Genomic DNA, 22,417 nt, shown 5'->3' with positions numbered 1-22,417 from the left:
CTTCCCGGGAAAATACCCGCCTTCAGGCGCCGGGCTATATTACGCATTCGCGCGACACGCCAGGCCGACACGCCTGGCCCGGACCTCGACTTCAAATGGAGCGCAGCGTGAACACGGCCCCCGAATCCCTTTCACGGCCGGTCGACCTCGACCGGCTCCGCGCCCGCTTCGCCGCGGGCGAACCGCTGCCGGACACGGCGTTGCCGGCCAGCGTCGCGCGTTCGTGGCTGCGTTCGCGCGACGCCGGGCTGCGGCCCTGGCAAACCGCCCGCTATGAAATGCAGCGCGAACCCGACGAATCGCGCGCGGACCGGCGGCTCACCCGCTGCGTCGCGCAGGAGATCGAGCCGCTGTGGGCCGCATTCGGCGGCAGCGAATGGACGGTCATGTGCGTCAATCCGCACGGCACGATCGTCCATGCGCGCCGCAGCCCGCAATGCGACGACGCGCTGCTGACGCCGATCGTCGCCGGGCGCCGGATCGTCGAACCGAACATCGGCACGACCGCGCCGAGCTGCGTGATTCACGACGGCGCCGAAACCGTCGTCGCGGGCGCGCAGCACTATCTCGACGAGTTGTCGCGGGTGTTCTGTCTTGCGGTGCCGCTCGTGGGCTTCGACAGCGAAGTGATCGGCGCGCTCGATATCACCGGCGTCGGCCGGCGTAATATCGCGCAATTGCGCGAGTCATTCCGGCACGCATCGCTGTCCGCCGAACAGCGGCTCTATGCGATGCTGCGCGACTGCCATCTGCTGCAGGTGCAATTCGATCCGCGCTGGCTCGGCACGCCGCTCGCCGGCGTCATCGCGCTCGACGAAGCGGGCCGCGTGCGCGCGGTGAGCCGCCTGGCCCGCCAGATGCTCGACCTCGCGCCCGCCGGGCCGGTGGCGCCGGTCGATCTCCGGCAACTGTTTCCGGGCGCGACGCCCGCGCAGCAGCGCCGGTTGCTGACACCGGCACGCACGCCGCAGCGGATCGCGCGCGACGATGGTAGCCACGTATGGGTGCGCACCGTGCGTGCGCCGCTCGACCGGGCGACGAGGGCGCGTCACGCCGATGTGCTCGAAGACGCTGCCGACGTGTGCAACGTCGCGTCGACCGCCGGCCCGCAGGCGAGCCTGCACGAACAGTCGCTCGATGCGATCCGGCGCGCGCTCGACGAGCACGACGGCAATGTGTCGGCGGCCGCGCGGCAGCTCGGCATTTCGCGCACGACGCTGTACGCGAAACTTCGGCAGCTCGACGCGGCTGGGATCAGGCACGACGGACCGCATTGACGATGCGGAGTGAAGCAGGTCGCATGGCAATTGGCGCTTGGGGCCTGTTCATGCTGACACCGGGCTGGCGTTGCCCCCGAAGGCCAATACATGTTTGGCCCACCTCATAGTCTCGTGTAATCGCAGCCCGTCATTCGCGTGTCGATACGCGTCGTTGTCGATAACGGAACGTCCGCGGTCGGACCATACGCCGCCTAAGCTCGGCGGCGATCGTCACGTCACGCTCGGGCGCGGATTGAAACACGCATGTGCCATGTCCACGTCAATGCGGCTCAGAAGCGGCCTCCAACCGAAAGGATGCCGCGAATTCCCCGCGCCCGTGCCGAGCATGACCTCATAACGATTCCACGATTCCTTGGTTCCCTCGATGATGCGGTGTCCGTATCGTTCGCGTATTCATCAGACTTATCGACCGATGACGGCGGGTTCCTTCGACGGCGAAACGACGGCGCAAAATATTGCGTTGGTTTCAAACCACTTTGACTCCGGTGGTTTTTGTAATGGCATACTCAAGCCTGGGCGCTGCGCAGGGGCGTTGTCACTTCCAGAGGCGTGGCGGCGCAAATAATGTGCGCTTCTTCATGTGCTGTTTTCGTGCACGCTTGCGTGCCTTGACGCCGCGGGTCCAGGAATCCGTTTCATATGAATTACAGTTCACCGATCAGTGGCTCCCCCACGAGATGCGATGTCGACGACGAACGCACGCGCTCGCGCGCTGCATGGCTGACGAGTGAATTCCGCGCGAGCTATGCATGGCTGAAGTCGAAACTGCAAAGGCGCGTCGGCTCGCCTGCCGATGCGGAGGATCTCGCGTCGTCGTCGTTCGCGGAACTTGCCGGTATGCAGGACCTGACAGCGGTGCGCGATGCACGCGCCTTTCTCACCGTCATCGCCCAGCGCCTCACCTATGAAATGTGGCGCCGCCGCGACCTGGAACGCGCGTATCTGGAAACGCTCGCCCATCGGGAAGAAGCCGTCACCCCGTCGGCGGAAAGCATGGCGGAAGTGACACAGGCGCTCTTGCTCGTGGATCAGGCGTTGAACGGCCTGTCACCCAATGCGAAAAGCGCGTTCGTGATGAGTCAGATCGACGGCCTCACGCACGCTGAGATCGCCGAGCGGCTCGGCGTGTCGGTGAGCATGGTGCGCAAATATATCGCGCAGGCCTTGACGCAGTGCTATCTGATGACATGAGCCGGCGGCACCCGCGTCGGCGCTCGGCTGCCGGCTGACCTTCTTCCCTGCCGTTTGTTGTCGCCAACGTGCCGCTTTCACTGCGCCGCACCGGGTCGCTCCAGTTGCCGTGCGACGATGTCGATCACCCGGACGGGCGCCGTCTCGAGTTGCGCGTCGTGATCCGTCACGAGCGCAGCGAACGCGCAAAAGGCGGCCGGATCGAATCCGTAGCGGCCTTCCTCTCCCGATTCATAGGCATCGCCGGCGATGCGCTCGTATTCGTCGGACGCATGCAGGCGTTGCCCGCCGTAGCCGAGCTCGCGCAGCATCGCGGCGGCCATCGCCACGCGCAACAGGATGCGCAGCGCGGTCAGCGAACCGGCCCCGGCGCGCAGCGCTTCGAGCTGAAGGTGATACTCCAGTGAAAGCACGTCGCGAATGGCTTTCGGCAAAGGCAGAAGTTCCGTCTTGTCCGCCCGCGACCGGACCCTCGACTGGTCGAGACGCTGCGTCCACCCTCTCATCTTCGGTTCGCCATCCGTCCGCACGCATTCGTCATGCCGTGCCGCCCACCGTCATGTCGTCCACCCGAACGGTAGGCTGCCCCACGCTCACGGGCACCGACTGGCCGGCCTTGCCGCACACGGCGCGGCCCGTGTCGAGCTCGAGGTTGTTGCCGACCATGCTGATTTTCTGGATCGTGTCCAGCCCGTTGCCGGTGATCGTCGCGCCTTTCACGGGTGCGCAGAGCTTGCCGTTTTCGATCAGGAATGCTTCCGACGCCTCGAACACGAACTGCCCGCTCGTGATGTCGACCTGCCCGCCCTCGAGCCCCGCCACGTAGATCCCGCGCTTCACCGACGCAATGATCTCGTCGTGCTCGCGATCGCCGTTGAGCATGAACGTGTTGGTCATGCGCGGCATCGGCAACACCGCATAGCCCTCGCGGCGGCCATTGCCCGTCGGCCGCATGTTCATCAGCCGCGCGTTGAGCGAGTCCTGCATGCAGCCGCGCAACACGCCGTCCTCGATCAACACCGTGCGTTGCGTCGGACAGCCCTCGTCGTCGACATTGAGCGAACCCCGGCGGCCTTCGAGCGTGCCGTCGTCGACGATGGTGACGTTGCGCGCCGCCACTTGCTCGCCGACGCGGCCCGCGAACACCGACGTCTTGCGCCGTATGCCGTCGGCCTCGAGACCATGGCCCACGGCTTCGTGCAACAGCACGCCGTTCCAGCCCGGCCCGACGACGACGGTCATCGTTCCCGCCGGCGCGGGCCGTGCATCGAGTTTCGTCAGCGCGGCTTCGACACGGTCATACACCAGCGTGCGGAGGTCGTCGTCCGACCACGAAGCGAGCCCGTAGCGGCCGCCGATCCCGCCGCTCGCGCTTTCGACCCGGTCGCCCGATTTGACCCGAACGTTGATCGCCAGTCGCAGCATGGGTCGCACGTCGCCGACGCCGAGCCCGTCGCAACGCGCGATCCACACCGTCTCGTGCGTCGCGGCGAGCATGGCGTTGACCTCGACCACGCGCCGATCCTTCGAACGCGCCAGTTCGTCGACGCGCTTGAGCAGCGCGAGTTTCCGCTCCGCGCCGATCGCGCTAAGCGAGGCGCGCGGAAGATAGATCGATCGCGCCGCCGCGGAGCCGGCTGGTTCGCCGCGAGGCGTTACGCGGGAGAGAACCTCCGGTCCCGACCGAATCTGCCGCGCGATCGTGCGCAACGCGTCCGCCCCGATTCGTTGCGAACTCGCGAACGTCGTCTCCTCGCCGTTCAGCACGCGAATGCCGAATCCCGAATCGCACTGCCAGGCGCCGCCCCGCACGGCGCCGCCTTCGAGCGACCACGATTCGGCGATCGACTCCTTCAGATAGATGTCGGCAAAGTCGCCGGACTGCCCGAGCGCGCTGTTCAGCGCGGCGAACAAATGCGTTTCGTCGATGCCGTGTTTGTCGAGCAGTCCTACATACGCCGCGCGACGCATGTCGTGGAGCGAGGGGCCGCGGGTGTCAGTCAGGGTTTCGTGCGTGTCCAGCATGGTGTCGTACCGGTATGTGACAGGAAAGGATGGCCGCGCATCGCGCGCGTCAGCTGCCGCCGATTCTCATTTCATCGATCAGCCACGAACCCGTGCGGAAGCTTCCTCTGGTCACGGTGTCGGCCCCCACGGCGAGCAGGCCGGAAAACATCGCATTCAGATTCGACGCGATCGTGATACCGGTGACCGGAAAACGGATCTGGCCGTTCTCCACCCAGAACCCCTTCGCGGCACGCGAGAAATCGCCGGTCAGCCGGTTTACGCCGCCACCTGCCATCTCGGTGACGAACAGGCCGCGATCGAGCCTCTCCAGCATCGCGTCGATCCCGTCCGAGTCAGCGGTTTTCGCGCTGCGCACTTCGAGGTTGTGCGGACCCCAGCCATTACCGGTCGGCGCCATGCCGAGACGCCGGGCTGCGTACAAGCCAAGAAAATAGCCGCGCAACACGCCTGACTCGACAACCGATCGTCGGGACACGGCAACGCCATCAGAGTCGAAGCATCGACTCGCCATTCCCCTGGAGACGAATGGATCTTCGTACAACTGAATGTGATCGGCAAAGACTGGGGTGCCGAGACGGCGAGTCAGGTACGAGCCCGTCCGATAAAGCGCATCGCCCGACGCCGCGTTGACGAACTCGCCGAGCAGCGACATCGCGGCCATCGGCTCGAACAACACGGGGCAACGCTGCGTTTCAATCTGCGTGCCGCCCAGCAGCGCGAGCGCGCGCGTCGCGGCTTGCGTACCGATCCGTGCGGGTGCGTCGAGATCGGCATAAGCGCGCGCGCCGTCGCTCCAGAATCCCATCTGTTTCTCGCCAGTGCCGGCCGCGATAGGCATGCACGACACGAAATGCGCGGACCACGGCACGCTGTGCCCGAACCCCTCGCTGGTCGCGAGCAGCGACAACCCCGCGGAAGTTCCGACGCTGGCGCCGTTGGTCGTCACGATGGCAGGGCTCGTGGAAAACGCGGCCTCTTCCGCGCGACGGGCGTCGTCGAGCATGTCATCGAGCGACAGATCGAGCGGATGATACAAGTCCAGATCGATGAAGTCCCTGGCGAGCAAGTCCGCCGGGGCCAGGCCGGCAGCAGCATCGACGTCCGTGACCGACGCGATGTCGATGGCGGCCGCCACCGCACCGGCGAGGCCGTCGGGGGACAAATCGGACGAGGTCGTCGCGCCGCGTCGGCCATTGCGATAGACCGCGAGCGAGATAGATGAAGACAGTCGAAGGCTCCGCTCGGTCGGCATCCGGTTGCGTACGGTTGCCGTCCGCGATTCGACATGATCGACCTCCACGCGAACGCCGTCGGCCCCTGCTCGTCGTGCCAGATCGAGCGCACATTCGGCCGCCGCCTCCAGATCGGATTTCACGTCGCGCCATTGCGTACCGCCGTCATGCATGGAAACCACTCCGAGTGTTGAATTGCCGTGCGCCCCACGCGCCTGCCCGTCTGCCGAGACGTTTTCGCGTCATGTCGAACGGGAGCACATTGGAAATATTCTATCGAGCGCGATCGGAATTTTTTTACGAAAGAAATCGCCGTCTCGCGGATTCGTGGAATCGTTTTGCGCGCACGCCGGCGTATCCGGAATTTACGTTCGACGCGCGCTTTTTCTCAGATGACTTACGCGCAGCGCTGCGTGATCGCGATCAAACGATCGCCGATGCTCGTGCCGACCGTTTTCATGGCCTTCGTGCCATCGCCGTAGTGAGACCGAAACCGCGCGATGAGTTCAGCATCCACCAGCCCGATTCGCTCGAGGGTCTTGTCGCCTTGCGAAGCCTCTTCGCCGCGCTCCACCGCGCGCTTCGACGTTTCTTCCGCGAGCTGCATGAAGCGTCGGTCGTCATCGCGCGTCCAGTTGCAGGCCGCGCGCAACAACTCCCAATGCGCGCCCGCAAGGCCGAATATGAAATCGGTGACGATCGCGGCATCGCCGAGCGGCTGAGCGACCAACACGAGAAGCCGTGTCGCCAACGCGTGTGCGGCGCCGGCTGCCGCAGCGTCGGCCTTCGCGAGCGCCTGCTTGATCGCGGCCAGTTCCGAGTCGAGCGGCCCTGCCGCCCGCGCCGGATCATGCTGCGCGACAAGCCGGTCGCGAATCGACAGCAACGCCGCATCGTCGCCGATCAACTCAGACATCTCGCCGCCGGACAGCAGATCCGTGACCAGCATTTGCGGCAGCCGCGAGAGATTCGCTCCCACCGGAACGGCGTCAAGCCACTGCGCGACGAACTCCGCTCCGTTCAGATGGGTACTGCGATAGCTCGACAGCGATTCCACCACGGCCAGCACGTTGGCCGGAATACCCAGCGTTCTTGCGCAATCGTCCACGTCCGCGGTGTTGCAGACGAACTGAATGGCGCTGCCGATTTCGCCGTCCCACATCGCTTCGGAAGGCGCGGCTCGCTTGCGATCCAGCCACACGCGCAACGCGGCAAGGCGCTCCGTCTTGAGCTGGGCGTTGCCGCCGAACGCGTTCGGTGCAACGGCGATCGCCGCCGGCAACGCCGTCACGGAGCCGAGGTGGTTGTCGATGAAGCCGGCCAGTTGCGTGGCGGAGCGATTACCGACCACGCGGCCGAGTTCCTTGCCGCCGCGCAGCAGGATCAGCGTCGGAATACCGCGAACGCCGAATCGTTCGCGAACGCCTGCATTCTCGTCCACGTCGATCTTCACGAACGCCACGTTGCCTTCAAATTGCTCGCTCAATTTCGACAGCGTCGGCGCGAGCGCCTTGCACGGACCGCACCAGGGCGCCCAGAAGTCGACCAGTACGGGCAGCGGGTTGTTGATCACGTCGGCTTCGATGGTTTCCAGCGTCACTGCTTTCAGATTGCTCATGGATCGATCTTGTCCTGTTTCACTTGTTGGCGCGCCGTACATTGTTCAAATGCACGGCGTCGGTTGGGATCGTGGCGCTCAGCACAGTTGCGTTCCGACGGATGCGCGACCGCCGGCGTGTGCGCCCTCTGTTTCGTCGGCCGCGTCCTGTCGTGCTTCCGGTGCCGCCGGTGCGGGAAAATCGAGCGTCGTGTCGTGAAACGCCAGCAGCTCCTTGCGATGCGCGACGCTGACGACCGTGGCCTGAGGCAAACGCTCGATTAGCAGACCGTAAAGTTCCTTCTCGCTCTGGCTATCGAGTGCGGACGTGCATTCGTCGAGGAACACCGTGGAAGGTTTGGCGAGCAGCACGCGCGCAAATGCCACGCGCTGTTGCTCGCCGCCGGACAGCCGTGTGCTCCAGCGGTCCTCGACATGGAGCAAGGGCGCATAGGCCGACAATCCGCATGCGTGCAGCAGTGCCTCGCATTCGCTGTCGGGGTACGCCGAAGCGTCGCGCGGATAGGTCACGGCCGCCTTCAGCGTGCCCGGCGGAATATAGCTGCGTTGCGGCAAGAAGAACGTGCCGGCTGCCGGACGCACGATCGTGCCTTCGCCGTAGGGCCATAGGCCGGCCAGCGCGCGCAGCAACGTGCTTTTCCCGCACCCCGATCGACCTCGCACGAGGCACCGCCGGCCGGCCAGGAGCACGAAGTCGGGCACGCGCGACAGTGTGGCGCCGGACGCGTCGCGCAAGACGAGCCCGCTCGCGGCGACCGCTCCGGTGCGGCTTTCGTGAAGCGCGATGTCCTGCCGCGGATCATGCTCGCTCACGTGCAGGAATTCGCGCAAACGGTTGGCTTCCGCGCGCCACGACGTAAATCCCGGATAGGCTTGCCAAAAAAATGCCAGCGACCCCGTGACGGAATTAAATGCGCTGTTCGATTTCATCAACCCGCCGAGCGTCAGCCCACCCGACATCAGCTGCGGAAGCATCAGCAAGGTCGGAATGATCGGAATGGCCGAACTCAACTGACCGACGATATTGTTAAAGAACGAGACGCGCGTCCTCACCCACAGCGTCGCGTATAGATTCGATACCACGAAGCGAAACGATGCCTGCAGACGCCCATGCTCGGACGTTTGCCCCTGAAAGAACGCGATCTGTTCCGCGAATTCACGCACGCCCACCATGAGCACGCGAAAATCGCCCTCGAGACGATGCTGTCTGGCCGTCAGCGTGATGAGCCTGCGGCCCAGATAATGCGTCGCCACGAAAATGACACTGGTGTAGGCAAATGCGGCGAACACCAGATAACCGTGCAATACGTATGACGATCCGCCGACGTGCATTTGAAACGGGCCGCCCATGCGCCACAGCACGACGCTGAACGACACGACGCTGACCGGTACCGAAAGAAGCCCAAGACCCAGCAGCAGCGTGTCGTTGACGAACAGCTTCACGTCTTCCGCGATACGCTGATCGACGTTCTCGAGTTCCCGGTCGCGTTCGATCCGGTAATAGTTGTTGCGCGCGAGCCATTTCTCGGTGAGCCATGTCGTAAGCCATCGGCGCCAGCGGATCTGCACGATCTCCTGCAACACCCCCCCGGTAATATGCACGGCCGCACCGGCCATCGCTACGAGCAGGAAACGCACGAGCAGCTCCGGCAGCACCTTGAATCGGGAAGCGCCGATCGCATCGTAGAACATGCCGGTCCAGTTGTTGTTCCACAGCATCACGTACGTCGTGGCCCAACTCGATCCGATCACGAGCATCAGCAATATCAGCGAGAACACGCCTTCGCGCGTACGCCAGTACGGCAGCAGCAGGCGCCACACCGGCGGAAAGCGGCGGCGCGCTTGCGCGTCTTCCGCGCGGTCAACGGGGAAAGCGCCGTTCACCGTCATTGGTGCGCCTCGGGCGGTTGCATCACGAAGTTGATCTTGTTGAGACCACCGCCCTGGAGCGCCGCCAGAATGGTCGCGACCTTGCCGTACTCGACGTGCTGATCCGCGTTGATGTTGACCGCGGGCGGCTCGCCCTGCGCCGCGGCCTCGGCCACGCGCGCCTTCAATGCATCCGCGTCGACCGGCTGCTTGTTCCACAGCACCGTCTTGTCGGCCGTGATCGACAGATCGATGTCCTGCGTTTTCGACACGGCCGGCTGCGCGGCCGCCTGCGGAAGATCGACCTTCACCGCCTTGTTAATGACGGGCAGCGTCACGATGAAGATGATCAGCAACACCAGCATGACGTCGATCAGCGGCGTCATGTTGATGTCGTTCATGACGCCTTCGTCGCCGCCGCCATCGGTAATCATTGACATGGCGGGCTCCTTCAGGCGGCCAGGTTGGGCGTGGCGCGCTTGGTCGCGACCGGTGCGCCGACCGGCCGGCTGGCGTCGGCGCGGGCCTTCGCGCCGGTGACGAAATACACGTGCAGCTCGTGCGCGAAGCGGTTCAGCCGATGGCTCACGCGCTTGTTGCCGCGGTTCACGTAGTTGAAGCCGAGCACCGCCGGAATCGCGACGAACAGCCCGATCGCCGTCATCACGAGCGACTCGCCCACCGGGCCGGCAACGTGATCGAGGCTGGCCTGCCCCGACATGCCGATCGCCATGAGTGCGTGATAGATACCCCAGACAGTACCGAACAGCCCCACGAACGGCGCGGTGCTGCCGATCGAGCCCAGCACGGCCAGGCCGTTCTGCAGGCGTGCGACTTCGTCGTCGAATGCGTTGCGCAGCCCGCGCGCCACCCATTCGCTCGCGCTCAGGCTGCCTTGCATCGACGGTTCGTTGCCCGCATGCTGTTCATTCGCTTCGCGCCCGGCAAGCACCAGCGCACGATAAGGATTGTCACCGCGCTCGCCCAGCGCCGCGATGCCGTCGCTGATCGACGCACTGGACCAGAAACCAGTTTGCGCGCGCTTGCCGAGCGATTCGAGACGCCGATTGGCGAATCCTTTCGTCAGTATCACGAACCAGGAGACGACGGACATGCCGATCAGGAAAACGAAGATGAAGCGGGTAACGAAGTCACCCTGTTGCCAGACGTTGGCGATGCCATACTGTTCCATGTGTTGCTCCGATTGGTGCGGGTTCAGTCGTTCAGGTTGAATGCGATGGGTTGGGAAGCTTCGACCGAGCGCGCGATGCCCGCGGTCTCGTACGGGTGACAGCGGCCGGCACGGATCGCCGCGACGGCGGCCGCGTCGAGCAGCGGCGAGCCGCTGCTCTGCGCCACGCGCGCGGACGTCACCGCGCCGTCGGTGCCGATGCTCAGATGCACGACTACGGTGCCCTCCTGTTGCAGCCGCCGCGCTTTCGCCGGGTAGTCGGGTCGCGGCATCTGGCATCCCAACTGCTTCAACTCGCCCGCGCTGATTTGCTTCGGCGCGTCCAGCAGGTTCGGCCCCGGCGCGGGTTGCGCGACAGGTTGGGCCGGCGCTGCTTCAGGTGCGGGATGCGGCACGGGCGCCGGCGCGACCGGCCGCGTTTCGGCGGGTTTCGGCGTTTCCTGGGGCGCCGCTTCCACCGTGCGCGGGCTCGGCGCGTGCGACGCCAGCACGTGCGCCTTTTCCGGCTTCGCCGGCGCCACCGGTTTCGGTGGCTCGGTCCGCGGCTTGGGCGGCGCAGGTGGGGTTGGCGCGGGCCGCAGCGCCGGCGCGGCAACCAGTTGCACCTGCACCGTGCCGCCCGCGGGACGTCCCGCCTCGAGCCTGAGCGTCACCGCGCTTTGGTGGACCGCGACGTACAGCCCCAGCGCATGCGCGAGCAGCACCCCTGCGGCACACGCGATGCGGCGTATGCGCGCATAAGGCGCCTGGGACGTGTTCTCGCGTACGGCGATGTCGTCCCACCGGCGGGCGGGCAAGGAATCAGAAGTCATAGGTTCCGGTCAGCATGACCGTCCGCTCCGGACCCATCGGAATCATGGTGGCCGACGTGCTGCTGTAGTAGAGCTTGCGGTTGAACACGTTCTTGATCGAAAGATTCAAGCCGTACCCCTTCTTCCGATAGAACAGGCCGAGATCCGTCTCCACCTGGCTGGGGATGCGGTACGCCGAGCCCGAGCCGATGTACTGCCCGCTCGCGAAGAAGAGCCCCGCGCCGACACCGAAACCCTGGAGCTTTTCGGTCTGGAAGTTGTAGGTCGCCCACAGGCTGGCGCTGTTCTTGGGCAGGTTCACCGCCAGCTTGGTGTTCGGGGGCTGCACGAAGTCGTTGTACGTATAGCTGCCCACCACGTTGACGCCGGGCAGCGGCTGCCCGGTAATCTCCGCTTCGAATCCGCGGCTCACGGCGCCGCCGGCAGGAAGATAGAAGCCGCGATGGGCCGGGTCGGCAACGTTGTAATTGCTGAAGGAGGTGCGGTAAGCCGAGGTCGTGATGGCCAGCTTGTCGTCCAGCAGGTTGAACTTCATGCCCACTTCGACCTGCTGACTGATCTGCGGGGGGAGCACACCGCCACCGAATTGAAGCGCCGTGCCCGGCTGGAAGCCGCGGTTGTAGCTGGCGTAGGCAGCAACCTCGGACGTCAGTTCGTAGAGCAGGCCGAGGCTTGGGCTATAGGCGTTCTGATGGCTTCCCGCTGGTGGGTTACCGGCGTAGGTCGCATGTGTCAGATAGGTATCCCGGCGCACGGACGCGAGCGCATGGAAATTCTTATAGGAAAACTGATCTTGTAGATATAAACCGGTTTGAGTGAAGTAGGTAGTGCCATTCGGCATCACGTTTCCCGTGTCGGAAGACGGGAGCGTAAATGAGCCGAAGACATTCGGAATGGAAATGAATTTCGATGTCGTGGTGTCAGACTGATGCTGGCTGTAGCGAAGAACGTCCCAGCCCGCAATCACCGTATTTTTCGCAGTGCCGATATCGAACTTGGCTCGCAGGTAATTCTGGAAGCTCCAACTGTAGAAATCCGAGACCGAATCGAAGTTGTGGAACAACGTGCCGTTGGTCGCCGAGAGCGGCGTCGCCGTTGTCCAGGCTTGCTGCGTTTGTTGGGTCCGCGTATAGGAACCCTTGCTCACGAAGGTCAGCGCCGTGCCGAGCTTTTGTTCGAGGTGAATGAAAATATTGTCCGTTTGCGCGCCGAAATGGTCGGACGGCGTGCCAAGCGGCTTGTCGATATAGTTTCGATAGATATCGCCCTTGGCATAGCCGACAGTGAACGGGGGAACCGGCTCGCGATTGACCGTGCGCTCATAGCCTACCGTCAGATCCGTGGTCGAATCCTTCCATTCCAGGGTCGGGGCAAAGTAGAAATTTCTCTCGCCGTCATATCCCATCGAATTCTGGCCGACCCGTTCACCCGAGATGATGAAGCGATACCGAAGCTTCTTGTCGGCGGTGATGGCGCCCGTGCTGTCCAGCGCGATCTGCTCGCTGCCGTAGGAGCCGTAGCCCACCTGGATTTCGTGAAACGGCTCGGCCTGCGGCGTCTTCTTGACGAGATTGATGACGCCTCCCGGCGGACTGTTGCCATTCACGATGGCCGAGGGCCCCTTGACCACTTCCACGCTCGAGATGGCGATCGTCGGCGTAACGTTGGGGGCCGTCCCGACAGTCGCCAATCCATCCGATGTGAGGTTTTGCGCTACAAACCCGCGAATCGTGTAACTCGGCACACCAAGCGGCCCCGGCCGCGTGACGACACCGGAAGCATTCCTCAGCACATCGGAGAGCGACTGAGCGGCCTGGCTCTGGATCACCGCCGCGTTGATGACGCTGACCGATTTCGGCGTCTGGCTCAGCGGCACGTCCGAGCGCGCATAGGTGGACGACGATTCCGCGACGAAGCCGGTGCCGCCGGAGTCCCGGCTGGCCGCCACGCTGATGAGCGGAAGCGTGGTATCGACAGGCCCCACGGAGGCTGCCGCCGCCGACGCCGCGACGGGCGCCGCCGCAGCGGGCTTCGCAACCGCCTTCTGAATGGTCAGACCACCGCTGCCCGTCGCGACGAGATCGAGGCCGGTGCCTCGAAGCGCTTGTCGAATCGCGGCCTCGGCGGTGTAGCTACCCTCGACGGGCGACGATTTCAACGATTGCACGAGGCCCGCGTCGTAGCTCAACCTCACGTTGGCCGCCTGCGCGATTTCGACCAGCGTACGGTCCAGCGGACCGCTCGCGAGATGCCATGACTGCTGGGCAGCCTGTTGTGCATGCGCCGACGCCGCGATGAAAACCTGTGCAACGGCGACCGCGATGGCAACCCCTGATGCCTGGCTCGAGATCGCCCGGCGTGTTCTGATGTTGAGCTTCACGTTTGAACCACTCCCTTGTCGAATGTATTGGCTCTTCGTCCGTTCTGTCAGTATTCCTACGCGTAATCGCGTCATCATCGTGTCGCAAAGTACCGTCATGCTTCAAATCGGGCTTCGGTCAGCCTCTGCCCGAACGCGTCATCGATGAAACAAGTCTATCGTCCGGGCCTGGAATGTTTTTTTGAAACAATTCGCTTGCGCCGCCCGTTTTGGAATTCCATTCCGCGGTTTCCGCCGCGCCGGTGAAATTCCGTCCTTCTCCGTCCCTGTCGATAAATTGCTCCGCCCGCGCGGTCACAGCATGTAATCGAGCGGTAATACGGTGGTCTGCTTAATGGTCTCCATCGCGAAGCTCGAACTGACGTCGAAGATATCGACCGCGCCGATCAGACGCCTGTATACGCTGTCGTACGCGTCGATATGCGGCACCACGACCTTGAGCATGTAGTCGATGTGCCCGCTCATGCGATGGACTTCCACCACCTCGGGAATCGTCGCCACCACGTCGCAGAAACGCCGCAACCACGCGGCGGTATGTTCCGCGGTCTTGATTTCCACCAGAACGGTCACGCCCACGTTGAGCTTCTTCGCGTCCAGAAGCGCCACGCGACGCGCGATCACCCCGTCCTGCTCGAGCTTCTGAATGCGTCGCCAGCAGGGCGTGGTCGAAAGGTTCACGCGGTCGGCGATTTCGGCCACCGAGAGCGTGCTGTCCTGCTGCAGCACGGACAATATGGACTTGTCGATAGCGTCGAACACACTTCCTCCACTCGAGTGCACGGGTTGATGTCGAGCGATTCGATGCGCTCTTATTTACCTTGTGCAACGAGCGGCGAAAAGTGACACCGCAAATCGAAAAAAATTCGGAGGGGACTGGAGCGGAAGCCTGCGGTTTCAGGCAGCGGTGGCGACGGCGAGCATGTTGCCGTACAGATTCAGGGAAAACCCGAGGCTTTCGGCCAGTTGTCGGAGTGCGGCCGGCGCGTCGTCGAGCGGAAAGACGCCGCTCACGCGGCGCGACAGCGCGGCCTCCGGAAAACGGATATAGCCGCCGAAGTAACGGCCCAGCGTTTCGATCACGTCCGGCACCGCGCGGTCGAGCACGACCAGCGTGCCGCGTGTCCACGAGAAGATGTCGGCCGACGTTTCGGGCATGCGGGCGATCTGCCCGCCGGACAGCGACCACGCCGATCCATCGGGTACATGCAAGCGGCGCCCGTGAGGCACGGCCAGCACCGCATCGCCGCCTTGCACAGCCACGACGGTATGCAGGCGCAGAACGTCCACGCTCACGCGCGCCCGCTCGGTGCGGACCATGCCGTCGCGGGTGGTCACGACGACAGGCTGATAGCCCGCGCGAGCCGGATCGGTTGCAACCTGGCCGGCGGCCAGATAAAGGTCGGCCTGGTCACGCGCATGGGTATAGACCCGCGTGGCCGCGCCGGCCGTGACCGAAACGCTGCCGTCGAACTGGACTCTTTGCGGGACCACATCGCCATTGTGGTAGTCCGCGTCGAGCGAAAACGTCGAAATGAGCTGGCGCGTGCCGATCCCGGCGAGCACGAGGCCTCCCAGGCCCGCGCCGGCTTTCAGCCATCGTCTGCGGTGACGCGACGGCTCGTCGAGCGCCCGCCGCACCGCCGTACTCGACGTGCCCTGCAACGGGCCCAGCCTGCCGAGCCGCTGCTGCAGCCGCGCCCACGCTTCTTCGTGGGCCGGGTCCGCGCGCCGCCATGCCAGGAATGCGTCGCGCTCCGCCTGCGAAATCTCGCCGGAGCGCAGCCTCACTTCCCAGTCAATCGCCTCTTGCGCCACTGGATCGAGCGTGGAGTTACCGTTCATGAGCGTCAATCAATCGAGGGCGAACGGCCGTGCCGCACACGCGGCCCGTTGCCGAGCCGCGAATTCCGGAGCACGGGTTTCGCGCGGAGCATAACACGCCGTAACGAGCGCATCGCAACGAACGATGCGGCGAAATGCGCGGATCGGTGGCGTGATGCCGGGCCTCGCGGCGGTCCTCACATCGACGATCGGCCGCAGCGCCTTCAGGCGGGCCCGAGGTTGCCGAACAGCCGAAATTCGTCCGGCGTAGGGTCGGGCACGGAAAGGTTCATGATGCCGCCGCGACCGACGTTTGCCGTTGTGCGGCGCCCCCTACTCCCGCCACGTCGCATCCGCGAGCTTCGCCACCAGTTCGTCGTACACCACCCGGATACGACGCGGCATCGGCCCGCGCCGCGGCCGATAGACGTGCAGCTTCCACGGCTCGGGCTCGAGGCTCGGCAGCACCCGCACGAGACGCCCCTTCCTGACGTACGGCCGCACCAGATATTCCGAACACTGGCCTACTCCCACCCCTGCGCACACGGCCTCGATTTCCACCTCGGTGTCGTCCGTCAGGTAAGCCGGCGACGACGGCACGAACTGCTGCTCGCCGCGAAACATCCACGGCCACGGCCGCCCGCTCGCCCGATCGATCAGGCACGTCACCGGCATCGCTTCAAGCGCCTTGCGGTTTTTCGGCTCCCCCAGCCGCCGGATCAGCGACGGCGCGGCCACCACCCACATCGGCAGCGGCCCGACCATGCGCGCGACGAAGCGGTTGTCGCCGATCGCGCCGACACGCACGCCGATGTCGATCTGCTCGTCGACCACCGGCGACGGCACGTCGGACAGCCGCAGATCGGGCACGAGCCCCGGATACCGCTGCATGAGGCCGGTGAGGATCGGCTGCACGTAATGCCGCCCCATGCCCGACGGCGCGGTGATCCGGACGACGCCGACCGGCTCGTCGCGCTGGCCGGTCGCCGGCCCGAACAGCCCGTCGACCACGGCCAGCGCGCCCTGCACCTCGCGCGCGAACGACTGGCCGAACGCGGTGATCCGGATGCTGCGGGTCGTCCGGTGAAACAGCGTTTCGCCGAGCATCTCCTCCAGTTCGCGCACCGCGCGCGTGACGACCTGCGGCGACACGCCGAGCCGCGCGGCCGCCTCGCGAAACGTCGGCGCGGCGGCGGCCGCGGAAAAGATCTTCAGGATATCGAGGCGGTTGAGCATGGGAAGCCTTTATGATGCCCGCGAAAAAGCGATTTTAATTCCTCAAGAAGGAATTCTAAATGCGCCATTGTTCCATTTTTTTGTCGCCGCCGAGCGACCACAATGCGCATCAGACGTCGCTTCGACGCAACGGATCACCCCTCACGGAGAAACGCATCATGAACGCAAGCACGCACTCTGCCTCGCTCGACGGTCGCATCGCCCTCGTGACGGGCGCCAGTTCCGGCATCGGCCGCGCATCGGCGATCGAACTCGCGCGCCGCGGCGCGAAGGTCGTCGTCAGCGCCCGACGCAAGGCCGAACTCGATCGACTGGTCGACGAGATCGCGACCGCCGGCGGTAACGCAACGGCCTTTGCCGCGGATGTCGCGAACGAAGCCGAGCTTCGCAAGCTGTTCGATTTCACGGTGTCGACCCACGGACGGCTCGACATCGCGTTCAACAATGCGGGCACGGAAGGCGTGTTCGCGCCGATGCTCGAGCAGGACGCGCAAAGCTACGACCGGGTGTTCGAGCCGAACGTGCGCGGCGTGTTCAATTCGATGAAGTTCGCGGCCGAGATCATGCTGCGCCAGGGCAAGGGCAGCATCATCAACAATGCGTCGATGGGCGGCGTCATCGGCTTCGAGAATGCGTCGGTGTATATCGCGAGCAAGCACGCGGTGATCGGGATGACGAAGACGGCTTCGATCGAATGGTTCAAACGCGGCGTGCGCGTCAACGCGCTGTGCCCGGGGCTGATCGATACGCCGTTCCATCATCGCGGCATCTGGCCGTCGGAGGAAGCACGGCTCGCCTTTGCCGAATCGACGCCGGCCGGCCGCTGGGCATCCGCCGACGAGATGGCGACGGTCGTCGCGTTCCTCGCGTCGGACGATGCCAGCTATGTGTCGGGGCACGCGCTCGTGGCCGACGGCGGCTATTCGATCGCGTGATGCACCGGCGGCGTGCCGGGCAGCGGCTTCAAGGCGCGGGGGCCGCGAGCGCCGCTTCCCGTTTCGCGTGCAGCCGCAACGCGGCCCACGCGACCCCGGCCGCGAAGATCGCGACCACGCCGCCGAAGGTACCGATCCACGGCAGCCCGAAGTCGCCCGCGATATGGTTGCCGAGCAGCGCGCCGGCGCCGATGCCGACGTTGTACAGCCCCGAGTAGATCGACACGGCCAGGTCGGTCGCGTCCGGCGCCAGCTTCAGCACCCATGCCTGCATCGCCAGCCCGAAGCAGACGATCGCGCCGCCCCACACCAGCGTGTGCACGGACAGCGTGACGATGTTCAGCGCGCACGGGAACAGGATCAGCAGGCAGCCCGACAGCGCGACGATCGACGCCAGCAGGAAATCGTCGGGCCGGTGCGGGTAGACGCGATTGAAGCAGACCGCGGCCGGCAGACCGGCGATGCCGAACAGGATCAGCACGTACGTGATCCGGCTGTTGCTCGCATGATTGATGCTCTGCACGAACGGTTCGATGTACGTGTACGACGTGAAGTGCGCGGACACGACCAGCACGGTGATCGCATACAGCGCGACCAGCGCCGGCTTGCGCAGGAACACGCCGATGCTGCTCAGCGACCCGGCGCCCTGGCTCGGCAGCAACGGCAACGTGGCGCGCAGCAACAGCAGCGCGATGCCCGCCGTGCCCGCGATGATCAGGAACGTGACGCGCCAGCCGAACGCCTCGCCGATCACGCGGCCGAGCGGAATCCCGGCGACCATCGCGATCGCCGAGCCCATCGCGATCAGGCTGAGCGCACGGCTTTTGCGGTCGCTCGGCGCGAGCCGCACCGCGAGCGGGATCGAAATCGACCAGAACACCGCATGCGCGCACGCGATGCCGAGCCGGCCGATCATCAGCACCGTGAAATTCCACGCGACGCCGGTCACGACATGGCTGCCGATGAACACCAGCAGCGCCACGCTCAATAGCTTGCGACGCTCGACGTGCCGCGTGACGAACGTCAGCGGCAGCGACACGACCGCGACGGCCCACGCGTAGATCGTCAGCATCAGGCCGACCGCGGTCGGCTGCATCTGCAGGCTGTCGCCGATCGCGCTCAGCAGCGCGACGGGTACGAATTCGGTGGTATTGAAGATGAAGGCGGTGAGCGCCAGGGCCAGAACGCCCCACCACGATTGTTCGGAACTGACGGCGTCGGGGGTTGCCATACGGGGATTCGACGAAGGTTGGGCGCGCGCGGGCGGCCCGCCCGGCGCATCGGCGCGATTGTACCAGCGGTGTTCGCCCCGCTGCCGCCGGGCGCGGCGCATGCGGCGCGGGACATGGCGGTGACACGGCCGTGCGCCGATAATGTGACGCATTGGGTTTTGCCGACGATTTGCCCGACGACCATCGGGCCAGGAGAGTTACATGCGCATTGAAACGTCATTTCTGTTCGATCTCGACGGCACGCTCGTCGACAGCGTCTATCAGCACGTACTCGCGTGGAAGGAAGCGCTCGATGCCGAAGGCATCGAACTGTCGGTGTGGCGCATCCACCGCAAGATCGGGATGAGCGGCGGCCTGTTCCTGAACCAGTTGCTGCGCGAAACGGCCGGCGACATCGACGCCGACCGTGTCGAGCGGCTCGCGCGGCTGCACGCCGCTGCGTACCAGCGGCTGCGCGCGCAGGTCCGGCCGCTGCCGGGTGCGCGCGAACTGCTGGCCGCGCTGTCGAATGCCGGCATTCGCTGGGCGATCGCGACCAGCGGGCGGATGGAAACGGCCGCCATCAACCTCGAGGCGCTCGGCGTCGATCCCGCGAAGAACGTGGTCGTCACGCGCGATCAGGTGAAGTATGCGAAGCCGGACCCGGATTTGTTCCTGACTGCCGCCGCGAAGCTGAACGTGCCGATCGAGCATACGGTGGTGGTCGGCGACAGCATCTGGGACATGCTCGCCGCCGCCCGCTGCCGCGCGCTCGGCGTCGGGCTGCTGGCGGGCGGGTACGGCAGCGATGAGCTGGAACGGGCGGGCGCGCTGCGCGTGTACGACGATCCGGCGGATCTGCTGTGGCATCTGGACGAGGTGGCTGCGCGGCCGTAGGCGCCAGTGCGCCGCGCCCAGTCCGCTCCTGCGGGAGCGGGCATTTCAGTCGAGCTTGACGTCATGCGGCCGCACGAGCTCGTCCGGCCGGATAGCCGCGCGCGCGATCGTTCGCGTCGCGGCTTTTTTCGATTCATCGAATCGAAACAATCCCCACCGCCATTGACAAGCGCGATTTTAATATTTTTATCCGCGCCCATTTTCCCGTGTTTTTAAAACAGACGGGAAGATTCTTGAAAAATCGAATCGCCTTTCATATAACAAAAACACTTCGCTTCCGGTTCACGATCGCAGTGCCAGAATCGTGAAAATACGCGTTGCGTACGGAGCCGAACCGGCCAGCCGGCGCCAGCCCGCATCGCCAGACGTCCCAGGCACGATATGGGGCCTGTGTCGCAATGTGGCGTCGTTGCGCCCTTTCCGCCATTTATCCGGGGATTCTATAAATGCGCACGGATCTTTCACCTTCATAACGTTTCGACCGAAGCATTACCTCGATTTATTCAATCGCACGATCACAGGTATCGGCCGGGGTATTTTTGTGCCGGCGTTTCGTAAAGATGTGCGCCGCCGCTCGATCGGCGGGCATTGTTTTGTCCGGTTCGACGGAAATGGACAACGCGAGGATTTCGATGAATCAGGTCAGCGAACGGGCGATCGCCGAACTGCGCGCGCCGCACCTGGAACCCGCCCTGCCGATCCGGGTGCTGCATGGCGAGACGGTGAGCGATTACGAGCGGAAAGTGCAGACGACCTACGCCGGCAGCCCGGACGACTGGCGCAAGGCGATCGGCGAGTACCTGTTGTTCCAGTTCGGTGTGTACGACGATCCGCGCTCCACGCCGCCGATCTCGCTCGATGAATCGGGCATTCGCTACTTCGAACGCCAGCTTCATCTCGCCGGCTTCGACGGCCCCGTTCCCCCGCGCGTCGAACGTATTCTCGACATCGGCTGCGGCTGGGGCTACATCCTCAAGTATCTGGCCGGCCGCTTCCCCGGCTGCATGCGCCTCGACGGTATCAACGTCAGTCGCGAACAGCTCGACTACTGCGCCCGCTTTCATGCGCAGCACGGGCTCGCGGAACGCATCAACCTGTATCAGTGCAACGCACAGGACGTCGATCGACTGCCCGACCCCGCGACACCGTACGATCTCGTGATCATTCGCGGCGTGATCTCGCATTTCCCGAACGCGCTCTACGAAAAGGCGATGCGCGCGCTGCATGCGCGTGTGCGCGGCGGCGGCTCGGTGGTCATCTCGGACAATCTGTACAACGTCGACCTGAGCGAATACGCGTCCGACACGCCCGACGAGGTCGACCGGATCGCATGCAAGCACCGCAAGACGCCCGATTATTTCAGGCAGGTGCTGATCGACGCCGGGTTCGCGATCCGCGACATGCGCGTGCTGCCGTCGAACATCGACGTCGCGCGCTGGCTGATGGATGCCAAGGCCAACATCGACCGCCATTTTCCGCACCGTGCACCGGACACGCTGGAAGAACTGCGCGTGCTCGCCGAAAACTGGTCCGTCGCGCTGATCAAGAACAAGGTGTCGACCTACAGCATCGTCGCGGTCAAACCCGACGCGTAACCCGGAGAGCCGCATGCAAGCATCCGGAACGCCGCGCGCCACGAGCGCGCCGCCCAGCGAGACGCAAACGCAAACGATGGTGCTGCCGCTGCCGCATCTGTCGCTGCCCGTCGCACGGCACCCGCAGCATGAAGCAATCGAGCGGCAACTCGCGATCGACGACTACCCGTACATCGTGCAGCACTATCGCAGCGACGCAGCGGCGCGCCGTTTTCTCGCGCAGCGCATTCCCGCGTATGGCAGCCTGTGCTACCCGAATGCGCGGCCCGATCGCGTGTACGCGCTCCACCGCATGATGCACGTCACGACGCTGATGGACGACGCCTTCACGCATCTCGCGCGCATCGGCGACCAGGCGGGGCTCGACACGTTGCGCGAGCATTTCCTGGCGGCCGTCGACGGCACGCCTCCGCCGGCCGACGCACCTTCCGCGCGACTGCTGCACGACACGCTGCAGTTGATCCGCACCCAGAGCGAGGCGCGTCCGGCCTTCTGGCGGCGGTTCGTCGCATGCATCCGCGAGCAGATCCATACGCAGGCCAGCCCGACGGCAACCGACGCAACGCGCCTGTCGTTGGTCGACTATCTCGCGTTTCGCCGGGTCGAGGGCTTCGGCCACTGGATCACGCTGCTCACCGAATACGCGCTCGACATCGACATGGGGCAGCGCCTCGCGCAACACGCGGCGCTGGCCGACGCGCGCGATGCGGCGATCGATTCGGTGATCCTCGTCAACGACCTGTTTTCGTTTCGCAAGGAATGGTCCGCGCACGAGCGATTCAACGCCGTGTGGATCCTGATGCGCGTCGAGCAACTGAATGCGCAGGCCGCGCTCGACCGGCTGGCGGTACTCTGCACGTCGAACGAACACCGTCTGATCGACGCGCGTGAAGCGGTCGCGACGGGCGCGCTGGCCGGCGACGCCGATGCGCAGGCTTACGTGACGGAGCTGTGTTACATGAGTGCAGGCAATGCGGAGTTTCATGCATTCAGCACCCGTTACCACGGCGACGATCTCGGCGGCGGACGCTTCGCCGGCGGCGCAGTCGCGATGACGGCACTGCCGACGCTCGAGGAAATCGCGGCGGCGGACCGGCATGCTTCGCCCCGGTGACTGGAG

At 64.9% G+C, this 22,417-nt stretch carries 19 protein-coding genes; 6 read left to right on the top strand and 13 right to left on the bottom strand.

What is annotated here, in order from left to right; all coding sequences use genetic code 11:
- The first annotated feature begins 107 nt into the window (after positions 1-107).
- Complete coding sequence (locus tag BLS50_RS31075) at positions 108-1,277, top strand: helix-turn-helix domain-containing protein (protein ID WP_256334268.1); 1,170 nt, start codon at positions 108-110, stop codon at positions 1,275-1,277.
- 642 nt (positions 1,278-1,919) lie between these two features.
- Positions 1,920-2,471 carry a sigma-70 family RNA polymerase sigma factor gene (locus BLS50_RS31070; RefSeq protein WP_077179759.1) on the top strand — a complete coding sequence of 184 codons (552 nt, stop codon included), beginning with the start codon at positions 1,920-1,922 and terminating at the stop codon, positions 2,469-2,471.
- Positions 2,472-2,548: 77 nt separating this feature from the next.
- On the opposite strand, the gene BLS50_RS31065 is transcribed toward BLS50_RS31070, so the two are convergent.
- The 12 genes from BLS50_RS31065 to BLS50_RS31010 form a co-directional block, all read right to left on the bottom strand.
- On the bottom strand, positions 2,549-2,905 hold the full coding sequence (locus BLS50_RS31065; RefSeq protein ID WP_256334267.1) for a Fis family transcriptional regulator: 357 nt from the start codon (positions 2,903-2,905) through the stop codon (positions 2,549-2,551).
- A gap of 103 nt (positions 2,906-3,008) precedes the next feature.
- Positions 3,009-4,496, bottom strand: coding sequence for a metalloprotease TldD (tldD, locus tag BLS50_RS31060; RefSeq protein WP_074807276.1), 1,488 nt, complete (start codon positions 4,494-4,496; stop codon positions 3,009-3,011).
- Between the two features lie 49 nt (positions 4,497-4,545).
- Positions 4,546-5,904: a metallopeptidase TldD-related protein gene (locus BLS50_RS31055; RefSeq protein ID WP_074807273.1), complete on the bottom strand. Its 1,359-nt coding sequence runs from the start codon at positions 5,902-5,904 to the stop codon at positions 4,546-4,548.
- A 224-nt stretch (positions 5,905-6,128) separates the two neighbouring features.
- Complete coding sequence (trxA, locus tag BLS50_RS31050) at positions 6,129-7,349, bottom strand: thioredoxin (protein ID WP_074807272.1); 1,221 nt, start codon at positions 7,347-7,349, stop codon at positions 6,129-6,131.
- 78 nt (positions 7,350-7,427) lie between these two features.
- Positions 7,428-9,239, bottom strand: a complete 1,812-nt coding sequence (locus BLS50_RS31045) for an ABC transporter ATP-binding protein/permease (protein WP_074807269.1) — start codon at positions 9,237-9,239, stop codon at positions 7,428-7,430.
- Positions 9,236-9,658 carry an ExbD/TolR family protein gene (locus BLS50_RS31040; protein WP_074807266.1) on the bottom strand — a complete coding sequence of 141 codons (423 nt, stop codon included), beginning with the start codon at positions 9,656-9,658 and terminating at the stop codon, positions 9,236-9,238. Before BLS50_RS31040 ends, BLS50_RS31045 begins: the two co-directional genes overlap by 4 nt.
- Positions 9,659-9,669: 11 nt before the next feature.
- Positions 9,670-10,410, bottom strand: a complete 741-nt coding sequence (locus BLS50_RS31035) for a MotA/TolQ/ExbB proton channel family protein (protein WP_027808560.1) — start codon at positions 10,408-10,410, stop codon at positions 9,670-9,672.
- Between the two features lie 23 nt (positions 10,411-10,433).
- Complete coding sequence (locus BLS50_RS31030) at positions 10,434-11,114, bottom strand: energy transducer TonB (protein WP_256334266.1); 681 nt, start codon at positions 11,112-11,114, stop codon at positions 10,434-10,436.
- A gap of 97 nt (positions 11,115-11,211) precedes the next feature.
- Positions 11,212-13,602 carry a TonB-dependent siderophore receptor gene (locus BLS50_RS31025; RefSeq protein WP_074807259.1) on the bottom strand — a complete coding sequence of 797 codons (2,391 nt, stop codon included), beginning with the start codon at positions 13,600-13,602 and terminating at the stop codon, positions 11,212-11,214.
- 294 nt (positions 13,603-13,896) lie between these two features.
- Entirely contained in the window at positions 13,897-14,361 is a 465-nt protein-coding gene (locus tag BLS50_RS31020) for an Lrp/AsnC family transcriptional regulator (protein ID WP_012336653.1), read from the bottom strand.
- Between the two features lie 135 nt (positions 14,362-14,496).
- Positions 14,497-15,444: a FecR family protein gene (locus BLS50_RS31015; protein ID WP_053525908.1), complete on the bottom strand. Its 948-nt coding sequence runs from the start codon at positions 15,442-15,444 to the stop codon at positions 14,497-14,499.
- A gap of 312 nt (positions 15,445-15,756) precedes the next feature.
- Complete coding sequence (locus BLS50_RS31010) at positions 15,757-16,659, bottom strand: LysR family transcriptional regulator (protein WP_074807255.1); 903 nt, start codon at positions 16,657-16,659, stop codon at positions 15,757-15,759.
- 158 nt (positions 16,660-16,817) lie between these two features.
- On the opposite strand from BLS50_RS31010, the gene BLS50_RS31005 reads away from it, so the two are divergent.
- Positions 16,818-17,594, top strand: a complete 777-nt coding sequence (locus tag BLS50_RS31005; protein ID WP_074807252.1) for an SDR family NAD(P)-dependent oxidoreductase — start codon at positions 16,818-16,820, stop codon at positions 17,592-17,594.
- 28 nt (positions 17,595-17,622) lie between these two features.
- On the opposite strand, the gene BLS50_RS31000 is transcribed toward BLS50_RS31005, so the two are convergent.
- Positions 17,623-18,825, bottom strand: a complete 1,203-nt coding sequence (locus BLS50_RS31000) for a sugar transporter (protein ID WP_011545522.1) — start codon at positions 18,823-18,825, stop codon at positions 17,623-17,625.
- Positions 18,826-19,027: 202 nt separating this feature from the next.
- Between BLS50_RS31000 and BLS50_RS30995 the strand changes: the two genes are divergently transcribed.
- The 3 genes from BLS50_RS30995 (at position 19,028) to BLS50_RS30985 (ending at position 22,411) form a co-directional block, all read left to right on the top strand.
- The gene (locus BLS50_RS30995) at positions 19,028-19,702 is read left to right on the top strand and encodes an HAD family hydrolase (RefSeq protein WP_012336648.1); all 675 of its coding nucleotides are present in this window, start codon (positions 19,028-19,030) and stop codon (positions 19,700-19,702) included.
- 632 nt (positions 19,703-20,334) lie between these two features.
- Positions 20,335-21,297, top strand: coding sequence for an SAM-dependent methyltransferase (locus BLS50_RS30990; RefSeq protein ID WP_074808664.1), 963 nt, complete (start codon positions 20,335-20,337; stop codon positions 21,295-21,297).
- Between the two features lie 13 nt (positions 21,298-21,310).
- Positions 21,311-22,411, top strand: a complete 1,101-nt coding sequence (locus BLS50_RS30985; RefSeq protein WP_074807249.1) for a terpene synthase family protein — start codon at positions 21,311-21,313, stop codon at positions 22,409-22,411.
- Positions 22,412-22,417 lie beyond the last annotated feature (6 nt).

The sequence above is a fragment of the Burkholderia orbicola genome, assembly GCF_900100915.1.
Taxonomy (GTDB): domain Bacteria; phylum Pseudomonadota; class Gammaproteobacteria; order Burkholderiales; family Burkholderiaceae; genus Burkholderia; species Burkholderia orbicola.
This window is presented reverse-complemented; position numbering and strand designations above follow the sequence as displayed.

Coding starts and splice junctions, on each gene's coding strand:
- BLS50_RS31070 (WP_077179759.1), top strand. CDS start 1,920: ATGAATTACAGTTCACCGATCAGTGGCTCCCCCACGAGATGCGATGTC.
- tldD (WP_074807276.1), bottom strand. CDS start 4,496: ATGCTGGACACGCACGAAACCCTGACTGACACCCGCGGCCCCTCGCTC.
- BLS50_RS31055 (WP_074807273.1), bottom strand. CDS start 5,904: ATGCATGACGGCGGTACGCAATGGCGCGACGTGAAATCCGATCTGGAG.
- trxA (WP_074807272.1), bottom strand. CDS start 7,349: ATGAGCAATCTGAAAGCAGTGACGCTGGAAACCATCGAAGCCGACGTG.
- BLS50_RS31045 (WP_074807269.1), bottom strand. CDS start 9,239: ATGACGGTGAACGGCGCTTTCCCCGTTGACCGCGCGGAAGACGCGCAA.
- BLS50_RS31040 (WP_074807266.1), bottom strand. CDS start 9,658: ATGTCAATGATTACCGATGGCGGCGGCGACGAAGGCGTCATGAACGAC.
- BLS50_RS31035 (WP_027808560.1), bottom strand. CDS start 10,410: ATGGAACAGTATGGCATCGCCAACGTCTGGCAACAGGGTGACTTCGTT.
- BLS50_RS31015 (WP_053525908.1), bottom strand. CDS start 15,444: ATGAACGGTAACTCCACGCTCGATCCAGTGGCGCAAGAGGCGATTGAC.
- BLS50_RS31010 (WP_074807255.1), bottom strand. CDS start 16,659: ATGCTCAACCGCCTCGATATCCTGAAGATCTTTTCCGCGGCCGCCGCC.
- BLS50_RS31005 (WP_074807252.1), top strand. CDS start 16,818: ATGAACGCAAGCACGCACTCTGCCTCGCTCGACGGTCGCATCGCCCTC.
- BLS50_RS31000 (WP_011545522.1), bottom strand. CDS start 18,825: ATGGCAACCCCCGACGCCGTCAGTTCCGAACAATCGTGGTGGGGCGTT.
- BLS50_RS30995 (WP_012336648.1), top strand. CDS start 19,028: ATGCGCATTGAAACGTCATTTCTGTTCGATCTCGACGGCACGCTCGTC.
- BLS50_RS30990 (WP_074808664.1), top strand. CDS start 20,335: ATGAATCAGGTCAGCGAACGGGCGATCGCCGAACTGCGCGCGCCGCAC.
- BLS50_RS30985 (WP_074807249.1), top strand. CDS start 21,311: ATGCAAGCATCCGGAACGCCGCGCGCCACGAGCGCGCCGCCCAGCGAG.